Annotated in this window: 12 protein-coding genes; 4 read left to right on the plus strand and 8 right to left on the minus strand. The window is 36.1% G+C overall.

Translation table 11 applies throughout. From position 1 onward, the window contains the following. Positions 1-34 precede the first annotated feature (34 nt). From ACFQ1K_RS03875 to ACFQ1K_RS03905, 7 genes are all read right to left on the minus strand, one after another. Complete coding sequence (locus ACFQ1K_RS03875; protein WP_320555096.1) at positions 35-397, minus strand: response regulator transcription factor; 363 nt, start codon at positions 395-397, stop codon at positions 35-37. 20 nt (positions 398-417) lie between these two features. Then, a complete protein-coding gene (locus ACFQ1K_RS03880) occupies positions 418-3108 on the minus strand; it encodes a sensor histidine kinase (protein WP_320555097.1) in 2691 nt (896 codons plus the stop codon). A gap of 361 nt (positions 3109-3469) precedes the next feature. Beyond that, the gene (locus ACFQ1K_RS03885; RefSeq protein ID WP_320555098.1) at positions 3470-5245 is read right to left on the minus strand and encodes a sodium:solute symporter family protein; all 1776 of its coding nucleotides are present in this window, start codon (positions 5243-5245) and stop codon (positions 3470-3472) included. Positions 5246-5274: 29 nt separating this feature from the next. After that, positions 5275-5535, minus strand: coding sequence for a DUF4212 domain-containing protein (locus ACFQ1K_RS03890; protein ID WP_320555099.1), 261 nt, complete (start codon positions 5533-5535; stop codon positions 5275-5277). A gap of 11 nt (positions 5536-5546) precedes the next feature. Continuing rightward, positions 5547-6788 carry a hypothetical protein gene (locus tag ACFQ1K_RS03895; RefSeq protein WP_320555100.1) on the minus strand — a complete coding sequence of 414 codons (1242 nt, stop codon included), beginning with the start codon at positions 6786-6788 and terminating at the stop codon, positions 5547-5549. Positions 6789-6897: 109 nt separating this feature from the next. Continuing rightward, a complete protein-coding gene (locus ACFQ1K_RS03900) occupies positions 6898-7317 on the minus strand; it encodes an IS1/IS1595 family N-terminal zinc-binding domain-containing protein (RefSeq protein ID WP_320555101.1) in 420 nt (139 codons plus the stop codon). A gap of 106 nt (positions 7318-7423) precedes the next feature. Next, the gene (locus tag ACFQ1K_RS03905; protein ID WP_320555102.1) at positions 7424-8791 is read right to left on the minus strand and encodes an alanine/glycine:cation symporter family protein; all 1368 of its coding nucleotides are present in this window, start codon (positions 8789-8791) and stop codon (positions 7424-7426) included. 116 nt (positions 8792-8907) lie between these two features. On the opposite strand from ACFQ1K_RS03905, the gene ACFQ1K_RS03910 reads away from it, so the two are divergent. From ACFQ1K_RS03910 to ACFQ1K_RS03925, 4 genes are all read left to right on the plus strand, one after another. After that, positions 8908-10080 carry an alpha/beta hydrolase-fold protein gene (locus tag ACFQ1K_RS03910; RefSeq protein WP_320555103.1) on the plus strand — a complete coding sequence of 391 codons (1173 nt, stop codon included), beginning with the start codon at positions 8908-8910 and terminating at the stop codon, positions 10078-10080. Between the two features lie 86 nt (positions 10081-10166). Next, entirely contained in the window at positions 10167-11615 is a 1449-nt protein-coding gene (locus ACFQ1K_RS03915) for a glycosyl hydrolase 53 family protein (RefSeq protein ID WP_320555104.1), read from the plus strand. 536 nt (positions 11616-12151) lie between these two features. Next, on the plus strand, positions 12152-12523 hold the full coding sequence (locus ACFQ1K_RS03920) for a DUF2200 domain-containing protein (protein WP_320556632.1): 372 nt from the start codon (positions 12152-12154) through the stop codon (positions 12521-12523). Between the two features lie 16 nt (positions 12524-12539). Further along, complete coding sequence (locus ACFQ1K_RS03925; protein ID WP_320556631.1) at positions 12540-12890, plus strand: ribose-5-phosphate isomerase; 351 nt, start codon at positions 12540-12542, stop codon at positions 12888-12890. Here ACFQ1K_RS03925 and bshA read toward each other — a convergent pair. Next, positions 12883-14022 (minus strand): N-acetyl-alpha-D-glucosaminyl L-malate synthase BshA, encoded by a 1140-nt coding sequence (gene bshA, locus ACFQ1K_RS03930; RefSeq protein ID WP_320556630.1) that lies wholly within the window; start codon positions 14020-14022, stop codon positions 12883-12885. The genes ACFQ1K_RS03925 and bshA overlap by 8 nt on opposite strands. Positions 14023-14111 lie beyond the last annotated feature (89 nt).

The following is a 14111-nucleotide window of genomic DNA, read 5'->3' on the forward strand; positions in this document are numbered from 1 at the left end:
TTGCACACAAAACGGATGTTTATTAAAGTGAAATCTAAGCGATGAGCGCTTTAATTTCTGAAACTATTTTTTTCACTGAAAACGGCTTTGTTAAATATTTATCTGCTCCAAGTTTTAAGCCTTTTTCAATATCAGAAGCTTTATTTTTTGCAGTTAAGAACACTACCTTGGTATTCTTTAACTTATCATTTTCTTTAATTGACTTAAGTGTTTGATAACCATCTACTTTTGGCATCATTACATCTAACATAATAACATCTGGAACAACAGTCTTTAATATGTCCAAAGCCTCGCTTCCATCTCTGGCAATATACACTTCAAAATCATTCTTTTTAAAAGTGTATTCTAAGGTCATCACTATGTTTGGCTCGTCATCGACGATTACAATTTTCTTCATTTATCAAACACGATTACAATTTACTTAAAAGGTAGTTTAAAACCAAAGATTGCGCCTCTTTTTTGATTATTTTTTACCCAAATTTTACCGTTGTGATTTTCTACAATCTGTTTACAGATGGCTAGTCCGAGACCACTCCCTTCCGGTTTTTGAATATTTTGGTTTTTTGACTGGTAAAATTTATTGAAAATATATGGTAGATCCTGAGCAGGTATTCCCTTTCCATTGTCATTTACCGTGACTTCTAAATAGCCGTCACCATACTTATAATCTACAACAATTTTACCTCCTTTTGCATCACAAAACTTTATAGCATTAGAAATAAGGTTAGTTAAGACTTGTACTATGCGGTCTTCATCATACTGGGCGTTGAGATCACTTTTATTTGAATTAATAATTTCCACCTGTTTTTTATCGGCAATATGACGCAAACTTTCAACCGTCTTTTCTATAGTTTCCCTGATATTATATTTTTTGATGTTTAACTGTGTCCTACCTTTTGAGAGTTTTTCAAAATCCAGTATATTATGAATAAGCCTTGATAGCCTATCGCTATCTTGAAGCATATTTTTTAAGAACTGCGTTTTTATTTCCAATGGCATATCATCATCGTCGTCCATAAGTAATTCTGTTGTAGCCCGTATCCCAGTAATTGGTGTTTTTAATTCGTGAGCTACGGTGTCTAAAAACTCATCTTTCTGCCTATCCTTTTCTATGAGCTCTTGGTTAGCATCCTTAAGTTTATTTGTAAGTACGGTAAGTTCCTTTGATTTTTCTCGCAGCAGTTTGTTTCTACTTATTGTTTCTTTGGATTCTTCAAGAATTTTAAGGACCTCAACCAAGCTCACTTCATCCTCCTTAACCACACTTGAGATTAGGATTTTCGCAGAAGCACTTCCAATACTTCCTGTTAAAAGCTTTTCTGAAAAATTAATCAATCTGGCATCTGCCATCTGGGTATCCAATGGCAGTTCATATTTCCTAAAGAAAAGTTTTAAAGCACGATCAGTCCTGGCTTCACCTAAAAACTTAACTAAAACCTTCTTAATATCTGCCACATAAGCTTCACCTTTCCACACCAATGCACCATCCTGTAAATCCGTATAATTTTTGCTATCTACAAACATCTCAGCGTAATTTCGTTCTCTATAATTACCCTTCTCCAAAACAGAAAAGGTTACATAGCAAAATAGATTGACTAACATACTCCAAAAAAAAGCGTGTGCTGGTGGACTTAAAAAGTCTATGCCGAATAATGCATATGGTTTTAAAGAGGTTATCCCTGCCAACCCATATTGCACAAGATCATCTGACCCATTTAAGGCATGAAGTGAAAACGGTAATATTAATGTATAGAAGACAATACCCAGACCTGCTATAATTCCAATAATAGTTGCTTTGGATGATCCTCTATTCCAAAACAAACCGATAAAAAATGAAGGTGCTAATTGGGCTATAATTACAAACGCCATTAAACCAATTGAATACAAAGACAACTCAAATGAAAAGTTTACATAAAAGGCATAAGCGATAATGATAATGGAAAAAATTGAAATACGACGGATGTTCTTAATGTATTTCGCATTTCGTTCAGGATGACTTTTTATAAAATAATCTAAAAAACCATAAGGAATTATTAAGTTGTTACTTACCATAGTAGATAATGCTAACGTGGCAACAACCACCATTGAAATTACAGCTGAAAATCCACCTAAAAACACAAGTACTGAAATAAAAGTGTTACCGTTTTGCAGTGGCAATAGCAAGGCATAGTATTCAGCCTGTGAAGGATTACCGATGGTAAGATTACCAGCCCAAGCAATGAAAATGACAAAAATATTAAACAGCAACAAATATAAAGGGAACATCCAAATGGCATTTTTTAAGTGTTTTTCCCTAACATTTTCTACTACTGAAACTTGAAATTGTCTCGGTAGTAAAAATATAGCCATAAACGATAGCATAATAGTAAACAACCAATTAAACCCATCTTCAAAACCATTAATTGTGGTGAGTGCTTCAAAATTATCTGCCATTGACATTTTTGTATAGATTGCTTCTGTCCCATCAAATAATATGTAAGTAACATAGACACCAACAAACAAAAAGAAAACAAGCTTTAAAATAGACTCAAAGGCCACTGAAATCACAATACCCTTGTGCTTTTCGGAAGCATCCGTAGTTTGGGTGCCAAAAAAAGTAGCAAACACAGCTAATAATAGGGCAATATAAAAGGTAGAATCATCATAAACAGAAGTAGAAACATAACTGGTATCATCTGATAAAATCTGAAACGTTTCTGAAACTGCTTTAAGCTGTAGTGAAATGTAAGGCACGATTGCCATAAGACATACAATGGTTACCAAGGCTCCCAGAAAACGATTGTTCCCATAACGCAAAGAAATAAAGTCCGCAATAGAGCTAATCTTCTGTTGCTTAGAAATTCTTATGATTTTTCGCAACAACAGTATCCAGAGTGGCGCAGCAATAACTGGTCCTAAATAAATAGGTAAAAAATTAACACCTGAATTAGCTGCAATGCCTATACTACCATAGTAAGTCCATGCGGTACAATATACTGCCAATGACAAAGTATAGACTACCGAATTGTTTACCCATTTGCTTTTAGCATTCTTTTCGGCTACGTAGGCTATAAAGAATAAGGCTGCCAGATAGGTAACTATTATGATAAATAGAATATAATTACTCATAATGACGCTTTAACACAATATATGACACCAAAATTACCACTAGCCAAATACAAAAAATAGAAAAGTAAAATATGGGAATACCAAATACGTGACCATCACTATTAAAAACCAGTAAAAAAGGTAAATTCAATAATACTAAGGCCGTAAATGAAAGAATAACTAACTTCTGTTCGTGTCGCTTTTTCAAGAGTAAATTTTATAATTGAAAATTAAGAAAAACATTTTAAACTAAGCATTAGATTAATGAAGAACACTTCTTTATTCCAGTTTAATATTTTGTATTAACAAATCTTTACTACATAAAAAACAGTGCTGTAAAAAACAGCACTGTTTTGCTACTAACCAATTAAAACCAATTCAACTAATGATCATGGGCTTCGCCAGCACCTGATGGTATCCTTATGTTTTCAACAATTTCCTGCACGTGTTGTGGTGGTGCTTGAGTCATACGAGACACTACCAACGAAATAACTACATTAACAAGCATTGCGATGGTACCGAAACCTTCTGGTGAAGTACCAAACCACCATTCACTTGCTGGTCTCGGATCGAACGTCCCAATTAACCCTGTTTTATACCTAATCATATAGAACAACATTAAAGAAATTCCAACCACCATACCTGCAATGGCCCCTTGTTTATTCATACGCTTATCAAAAATTCCTAAAATTATGGCAGGAAAGAAGGATGCTGCTGCCAGTCCAAAGGCCAAGGCTACAACTGCAGCAACAAAACCAGGTGGCTTAATACCTGCTAGTCCAGCAATGACAACTGCAAATACGATTGATATTCTTGCCCACATTAACTCACCTTTATCAGAAATATCTGGTTTGATCTGTTTCTTGATTAAGTCGTGAGATATGGATGTAGAAATTACAAGCAACAATCCAGCAGCCGTAGATAATGCAGCCGCTAATCCACCTGCTGCAACTAAGGCAATTACCCAGTTAGGTAACTTGGCGATTTCAGGATTTGCCAATACCATAATATCTCTATCGACATACAATTCATTTTCACTAGCATTTGCATTTGAAATCATTCGCTCTCCAAAAGCACCTCTCGCATCTGTGTAGACCGGTTTTTTCCCATCAATAGCGCTTCCTGCGACATACTGAATTTTACCGTCACCATTTTTATCTGACCAAGCGATTAAACCAGTATCCTCCCAGTTTTTAAACCAATCAGGTACTTCTGTATACTCGGTATTACTTACGGTTTCGATTAAGTTTGTTCTTGCAAATACTGCAATAGCGGGTGCTGTTGTATAAAGGATAGCAATAAATAATAATGCTAATCCAGCAGATTTACGTGCATCCTTTACTTTAGGTACTGTGAAGAACCTGACAATCACATGAGGCAAACCTGCAGTACCAACCATTAAGGCCAAGGTAATGGCGAAAACGTCCCATGTGGACTTACTTCCATCTGTATATTCTTTAAATCCAAGTTTGGTATGTAATTGATCTAAGTGATCTAGTAATGGGACACCTTTCGATATGTCTCCACCCATTCCAATCTGGGGAATGATATTTCCGGTCATTTGCATAGAAATGAAGAATGCAGGTACCATAAATGCAAAGATTAAAACACAATATTGTGCTACTTGCGTATATGTAATACCCTTCATGCCGCCTAAAAAGGCAAATACAAGAACAATAGCCATACCAATGACCACACCAATATTAATATCCACTTGTAAGAACTGGGAAAATACAACTCCTACTCCACGCATTTGCCCTGCAACGTATGTAAACGACACCAATAAAGCGCAGATTACAGCTACTGTTCTTGCTGTATTAGAATAGTATCGGTCACCAATAAAGTCTGGTACTGTAAATTTTCCAAATTTCCTCAAGTAAGGTGCGAGTAGCAAGGCGAGTAAAACGTATCCGCCTGTCCATCCCATAAGATAAACCGAACCATCATAGCCCGTAAAGGATATAATACCAGCCATTGAAATAAACGATGCCGCACTCATCCAGTCTGCAGCTGTTGCCATACCATTTGCAAGTGGAGATACACCACCACCAGCAACATAAAAGTCTTTAGTTGAGCCTGCTCTAGCCCAAATTGCTATTCCGAAATATAGTGCGAACGTGACGCCTACTAATATCCATGTCCAAGTTTGTACACTCATAATTTTATTTTTTTGGTTATTAGTTAAGACTATTCGTCGTAACCATATTTTTTATCTAGTTTATTCATAATGCGAACGTAAACGAATATTAAAATCACGAATACGTAAATGGAGCCCTGCTGCGCAAACCAAAACCCTAGTTTAAAGCCGCCAAGTCTTATTTCGTTTAAAGCATCCTTAAACAAAATCCCACAGCCATAGGACACTATAAACCAAATGGCTAGTAATATGGAAAGGTACTTTACATTCTCTTTCCAGTACGCTGTTGCGTTTTTTTGTTGATCTGACATAGTTTTAAGTTTTAAAGGAAAATATGTGTTTGAAGTCTAAAAATATTGGAAGACTCAGCACCTGTAGCACCTCGAGTACCCGTAGTAAATTCAGCTGTTATTTTAGCAAAATGACCATTGATAAAATAGTTAAGTCCTAAACCAAATTCATTACTTGTCTCTGGCGTGAATTCTAAGTCTGCAGTATTATAGGTTACATAGGGCATTAGTTTCAAGTTCTGAAACAGTACGCCTACCTGACCATGAATCACACTTCCTGATGAAGGCACTAAGCCACCAGAGGCAAAGCCATCGGTACTTCCGTAATTATAGTTGTAATAGGCTGTCAAAGCACTAACTGCAATGTTATCATTGATTGGTGCATCATAAAACGCATCGAGGGCAAAGTGCGTTACAGATTCTCTATCGTTCAAATTATTAACAGCCAATGCATCAGGATGATATAAAAAGCCAGCACCAACGCTAAACACCTTCTTTTTACCTAAATATGAACCTACGAAATAAGGCAGCTTATCGGATTCCTTATCAAAAAAGTCATATTTAAAATAACCTGCATAATTCCAAAGACCTGTCCCAATTGAGTTGTCTACTTGATATGATGGTACTGAACCAAGAGCACCAATATTATTTCTGGCATTATTTGCAGATACGCGGTAATGAAAATTACCCAAAGATCCTTTTGCGTAAATCCCCAAGTGGCGCGCAAACTGGTCGCTGGTGGTAATATTGTTCCATGGAAATAATCGAACATCTGAATTACCAGCACCAGGGTTATCTAGAGTCATCATATTAAGCGTACTCTGGTTGGTTAATCGTGATATTCCATTCCAGTAATGCAACCCTGTACCAACATGAAATTTTTCAGGAATTACTGCAAATTCACCCCAAGCATCATGAAGAAAAAGCAAACTGCTTTGATTGTCTGATTGTGTGTTAGGGTTGGCACTTAAATTACCCGCATTTAAATTGTTTAAACCAAAATGTGTTAGTATTAAAAATCGTGGTGAAATTTGAGCATATGCCAGTAGACGTGATCTTCGTATAGAATATCTCAAACTTTTTTGGTTAGAATTTGCCTCTAGCCAAAGTTGATGCCAAGTAATAAACCTTATATACTTACTCCCATCCTCATTCAGCTTCACTTGCATTGGTTTGTAAGAATGATCGGGTTCTGCATCTTCCTGTTGACTCCAGGATGTTATAGGTATAAAACCTAAAGCCAAAAGACATAAAAAAAGACGTGTTTTTTTCATAAAGATTAGTTGTTTAGTTAGTTATACATCTGTTTTGTGTGCGATACTAAGCTCTAAAAAACTATCTCTAAAAAAAAAGTTAATATAGTTTATTGGTAATTATATATATTTAATCCCTAAAACGTTCCCATTTTATTAGCATAAACTTATCTCCTAATTCAGTAACAAGTGTTCCGGCACCTGATAAATTTTGGGCATTTGAAAAATAATTTGAAAGTTCTTGGGCATTGAGAATTTTATAGGTAGGATGGTATTTTGAGTTGTAAGGTCTTTTGATGTTATACTTCTTTACCCAGTTCATAATACTTACGTGAGATATACCTAATATGCGTTCTATTTCCCTATAGGTCAAACCCTCTAAATATAACTGCAACGCCTTGTTCACATAATAGTCATCAATCTTTTTACCCAGTTTATTTACAGTAAAATAGTAATTGCAAGACTTACATTTATAACGCTGTCTGTTATTAATAACTCCGCTTTTAATATAACGGTCAGAACCACAATTTGGACAAAGATCTATTTTCATATATACTTATTTAGCATAAATATACTAATTTAGCACAATATATCCGATTTTAATCATTTTGTTATAGCAATGGTAAACAAAAGATTAACAATTTATTATCTAGATTTTACCTTAACGACTTAAAATAACGTTTGGATTCCTCGAGAACTTTTGGTGCTAAAAGAATTGTAGCAATCATCGTTGGAAATGCCATGAATGCAAACACACCATCGATAAAATTAATCATAGCTTCAAATGGTGTGGTTGCCGCAAGAATAATACTCAGAATGTAAAAATAATTGTAGTAGTGTTTGTTATCAGCACCAATTAAAAAAGATAAACATTTTGTACCATAGTACGAATAGCTAAATAAGGATGAAACACTGAAGAAAAACACGCAAACCATCAATAAATACTGTCCATATGGTAATGCTTGTTCAAAAGCCGAAGCTGTAAGACTCACACCATTATCCGTTGTTGTTTCCCAAACTCCAGTAACCAAAATTGCCAGCGCCGTAAGCGTGCAAACAATCAAGGTATCAATTACGGGACCTAACATAGCAACTAAACCTTCACGAACAGGTTCATCCGTTTTTGCTGCACCATGTGCCATAGGAGCAGTTCCTAAGCCCGCCTCGTTAGAAAACGCTCCGCGCTTAATTCCATGCAAAATTAAAGCCCCTAAAACACCACCTAAAAAGGGTTGGTCCTTTGGAAAATAATCCGCTGCAAAAGCATCAGTAACGATCATTGATAAATATTTTGGTACTTCATCTATATATACACCAAGAATCATTAATACCAAAACAAAATACAGCATCACCATAGCTGGTACCATTTTGGAAGCCCAATGACTTATACGTTGTATGCCTCCAAGAATCACTATACTAGTCACTATCACTAAAATTGCAGCAATAATCAAATTACTTCCAAGGGATACTTCTACTCCATTTGGGATTAATACAATATCATTAATGGCTTGTTTGAGCTGATTGACATTCACCACAGGTAAAGCTCCCAGCATACCGAACAGACTGAATAATACCGCCAAGAATTTCCATGGTTTACCAAGACCCTCTGTAATAAAATACATAGGTCCACCTTGTATGTCACCATTACTATCCTTACCTCTATATAAAATAGCTAAAGTGGAGGTAAAATATTTAGTGCTCATCCCAACGATTGCACTCACCCACATCCAAAACATGGCACCAGGTCCACCAACCGAAATCGCCAATGCGACACCTGCAATATTTCCCATACCAATGGTGGAAGATAAAGCCGTTGTTAAAGCTTTAAAATGCGAAATCTCACCAGCATCATCAGGATTATCGTACTTACCTCTGAGCACACTAATGGCGTGGCCTAAATACCGAAATGGTAAAAATTTCGACCGTATTAATAAATATATCCCACCTCCTACCAATAAAATCAGTAGCGGTAAACCCCAAGCAAAGGAAGAAAAGGCAGCTGTTAAATCCTCAAGTGTTTTCATGAGGTTAAAAATAACGAATCCTTCACAGTGTTAATAATCTATTGAAAGTATTAAACCTAATCCGCTTATTTTACTAACTTCGCTCACCTACTACTAGTCATACAGAAACTAACAGAATGAACAAGAGTATATTTATAGCACTATTTTTTCTAATCGGACTTCATACCTTAAAGTCCCAAAATATTGGAAACATAGTCATTGGCACCAAACACCAAATCCATTCCGATATTTTAAATGAAAAAAGAGCATATTGGATTAGCCTACCTGATTCCTATTATGACAAATCATCATCCTACAAGAGCTATCCCGTACTTGTTGTTCTTGATGGAAATATACACTTTAAAGTTATTTCCAGTATGGTTAACTACATGAGTTCCGATTTATACCGAAATCGTAAAATTCCAGAGATGATAGTCGTTGGCATTCAAAATGTTGACAGAAGGCGCGACTACACACCAGACAAAATCATTACGGTTAGGGAAAATAACACTGGTGGTGGAGAAATGTTTCTGGACTTTTTGGAAAATGAGCTTTTAACTACGTTAGACCAAACGTATAGAACAACTTCATATCGAATACTTTATGGGCATTCCTTGGGAGGGTTATTGGCCACTCACACTTATATGAAAGAAAAGACAAATTTTAATGCATTTATTGCGGTTGATCCAAGTTTTGGAACATGGGATTCAGAAACCATGGATAAAAAATTAGATGCACTGACCGAACATTCATTTAACCGTTTTATTTATATCGCCACGGCCAATTGGAGAAAACGTAATATCAGAAATCGTGACCGTCATGTAAGGCTATACGAAGCATTGAATAGTAAATGTAAAAATGAATTACCTGCAAAATTAGAATACTTCGAAAATGAAGACCATAGCTCAGTTCCAATCATTGCTTTTCATAATGGTATATCAGAAATTTTTAAAGGTTACGGAATCTCCTATCGTGATATTGAAAGTATAGAACAGCTCACTCAGCACTATAAAAAACTTTCAGAACGGTTGTCATGGGATTTTCGACCTCCTGAATATCTCGTCAATCAACTAGGTTATCGTATGCTACAAAGCAGCGATCCCAAAGATCAATCCAAGGCATTGGAATTCTTTATATTAAATGTAAAAAATTATCCAAAATCTTATAATTCCTATGATAGTTTGGGTGAGGCTTATGAATTATTGGGTGATTCCAAAAAAGCAATCGAGAACTACGCAACATCTCTTGAACACAACCCAAATAATGAACATGCCAAAATGAAATTAAAAGAATTGAACAAAAACGAGTAGCCGACTGGAAAAGACCTAAATTACTATGAAAACAGTTATCACACATCGCTAAAAACGATTAATACAACTCACAAATGCCAATAACAATGAATCACAATATATGTCTTAGCCTTTTAATTCTTCTAGTTTTTTCCTCATGCACCGATAAGGCGAAAGAAGCTACAAACGTCACTGAACTTCCTGTTAAAGATTACAAATCATGGTATCAGGTCGAGACTGGTAGACCTAATGCGCTTATATTTGCCAGTTACAAAACCACGATGATTGCCAATGGCAAAGACCAATCCTTATTACGGATAAGTACCGTAGATAGTATAGGAATGGAAATAAAAGACGCATCCTTGCCTTTTGAGATTAGCGTTAAAGGTGATGCTACTATTATTGATATTGATAGTTCTGAAATTGAGCCTGTATTAGAATCCGATACCCTTTCTATCTGGAAATCCAACATCAATAATGGTGTAAAACAATTATGGCTTAGAGCTGGTAATACAACTGACAAAATTACGGTTAAGGTATCCACTGATAGTTTTTGGCCTGCCTCTCATGAGATACATACTATTCCTGCTGATATAAAATTGCTTCAACCAACAAAAGAACAAATCACACCAGGACCAAAAATTGAACCAGAAATGTTGGGCGCCGATATTTCCTTTTTACCACAATTGGAAGCCAGAGGAGCTAAATTTCACGATGATGGTTTAGAAAAGGATGTCATAGAAATTTTAAAAGATCACGGTTTTAATTACATACGCTTACGCGTTTTTGTTAACCCTGAAAATGAACAGGGTTACTCGCCCAATAAAGGCTTTTGTGGACTCGATTACACCTTGCAAATGGCAAAACGCATTAAAGATGCAGGACTCAATCTCTTACTTGATTTTCATTACAGTGATACATGGGCAGATCCTCAAAAGCAATTTAAACCCAAAGCTTGGGAAGGCTTAACATTTAATGAACTCACCAGCACCTTAAAAGAATACACAAAATCCGTGCTTACACAACTAAAAGACCAAGGCACCATGCCAGATATGGTACAAATTGGTAATGAAGTTAATCATGGTATTGTATGGCCAGAAGGCCATGTTTCTAATTTAGACAATCTCGCTGCCTTGTTAAAAGCAGGCACTGAAGCCGTTAGGGAAGTCGATGCCAACACCTCGGTAATGATGCATTTGGCACTTGGTGGCCAAAATGAGGAAACTACTTTTTGGTTTGATAATATGATAGCTCGTGGTGTGGACTTTGATATTATAGGTCTCTCCTATTATCCTATTTGGCACTGTACCTTAGACGACCTTAACCACAATATGCTAGACTTAATTCAACGCTATCAAAAAGATGTAAACGTTGTAGAATATAGTGCGTTTAAAAAAGCAGTGAACGATATGGTTTTTAATTTACCAAATGACAGAGGCAATGGCACTTGTATTTGGGAACCATTGAACACCTGGAGCAAAGTCTTTGATGAGAATGGTCAGCCGTTAAAGGAACTCGATTACTACGACGAGATACAAAAAGAGTTTTTAGAATAAGTTGAAACGTTTTACTTAAATACTAAATTGTAACATTTAAGAAATGTTGATAACATCTTGAAGGTAAAACACTTAAACAATTGATTTTCAAAAATTAAAATCCTAACTTCGCTTATCGGTGAATATAAATCATTACAACGGATTCATATTCTTAACATTAGAGCACATTCAGCTGAAGCTGACTTGTGTTGCTACGTTCTTCGAACTCTCACCCCACAAGAATATGTGCTCTAACGCCCTGCTAAACCAAATTGCTTGATCATTCCTTGCCAAACACAGCTCCAGCTGACGGACTCAAGTCCTTATCGTGCCATAACAATCGCTAAAAGCAATTTGGTACTGGTTCTTGAATTCCCAATCTAATAAATTCCACAATCTATCCTTCGCTTACGCGAAGCCGATTGACGATCAATAATTAGAGAGTATAAGGAAGTTCCCTTCTCTAATTATTGATAGGGAATTTATTATCTTTCCATTCGCAAACCAGAACTGCGTTTAGCAGGGCGATAAGCGTAATTCAAATAAACTAAACCAAAATGAGCAAATCCGATACCAGCCATCATGATGAGCGCATTGCCAATATGAGCTTTGCGTCCGTATATCCGCATTATGTCACCAAAGTAGAAAAGAAAGGTAGAACCAAAGAAGAACTACACCAGGTAATTGAGTGGCTCACAGGTTATGACGAATCTAAAATTAATGCACTTATTGCACAAAAAGTGAACTTTAAGGACTTTTTTGCCAGTGCCAAGCTTAATAAAAACGCCCATCTTATAAAGGGTGTAATTTGTGGCTATCGCGTTGAAGATATCACCAATCCTACGACCCAACAATGTAGATATTTAGACAAACTTATAGACGAGTTGGCCAAAGGTAAAAAGATGGAAAAGATTCTGCGCCAACCTTAAATATTATCTTTGGAAAATGCCTAAAACGCTATACCGTATTTATGTTGTAGAACTCTCAAAACGCGTTTATACTGATAACACAAAGTTCAGGACGGCAAATCCACAATATAATGGTGTTTTAGAATGTTTATACGTGGGTATGACGAGTAAAAACCCTAAAGAACGATTTGAGCAACATAAAACTGGTTATAGAAATAAAAAAGGACACAAATTATCCTCAAATATTGTAGAAAAATATGGCTTGTATTTAAGACCAAGCCTTTATAATCATATCGATCCTTTTTTAACACGAAAGGAAGCACTAATTGCCGAAAAAGAAATTGCATTAGAGTTACGCAGAGCGCGCTACGCCGTTTGGTTTAATTAGATACCATTAGTTTATCCAAGGTTTCTTCATAGATGGCTTCGTATAAGGGAACGATGTTATGAATATCAAACTTTTTGGACTGTGCTTTTGCGTTTGCCTTAAAAGTCTTCAAGGTATCCGAATCCTTAAGAATTTTAATGGCATTGGCAGACATATCTGCAACCGCATTGACATCACTTAAATATCCTGAATACCCATCTATGTTTACTTCTGGCAAGCCACCTGTATTAGTAGATATTACCGGTACTCCACTGGCCATGGCTTCTAAAGCCGCTAAACCAAAACTTTCGGTCTGTGAAGGCAATAAAAACAAGTCGCTAAAACATAATATTCGATCTATTTCATTACTATTCCCAAAGAATATAACCTTTTCACTTATACCCAACTCCTCGACCATCATTTCAGCACCTTCTTTTTCTGGTCCCTCTCCTACTAACATCAGTTTAGCTGGTAGTTCCTTCTGAATATTATAAAAAATCTTAATCACATCGGGAATTTGTTTTACTTCACGCATATTACTGATGTGGGTAATGATGAACTCATCATCATTGGCCATCATGGCACGTTGACAATCCGTAAAATTATTCACATGCTTGTCCAAATCAATAAAATTAGGGACCACATGGATATCTTTTTTAATATTAAAAAGTCGTAAGGTATCCTTCTTTAAACTCTCTGAAACCGAAGTTACTGCATCAGATTTATTAATACTAAAGCTAACAGCTGGCTTGTAAAACGGATGGCTACCAACTAAGGTTATGTCCGTACCATGTAGCGTGGTGACTATAGGAACAAGTATACCTTTTTCTAATAGCATTTGTTGTGCCATATAAGCCGCATAGGCATGAGGGATGGCATAATGCACATGTAAAAGCTCAATCCCATATAGCTGAACCATATCAACCAACTTACTGGATAATGCCAACTCGTAAGGCTGGTAATGAAACAATGGATATTCCGGTACGTGCACTTCGTGAAAATGGACATTGTTACTCAACAATTCCAAACGTACAGGCTGGCTGTAGGTTATAAAGTGAATCTCATGTCCACGTCTAGATAGTTCTAAACCTAATTCCGTGGCCACCACACCACTACCTCCAAACGTTGGGTAACAAACGATTCCTATTTTCATCTAAAGCCTAAGACTATTTAAAGTTAATACGTATAAAGTCCTTAATTGCTTAAAAACCTTACAACTTCCATACAAATGTTAAAATTAAT

The sequence above is a fragment of the Winogradskyella aquimaris genome (genome assembly GCF_042676105.1).
Classification (GTDB): domain Bacteria; phylum Bacteroidota; class Bacteroidia; order Flavobacteriales; family Flavobacteriaceae; genus Winogradskyella; species Winogradskyella aquimaris.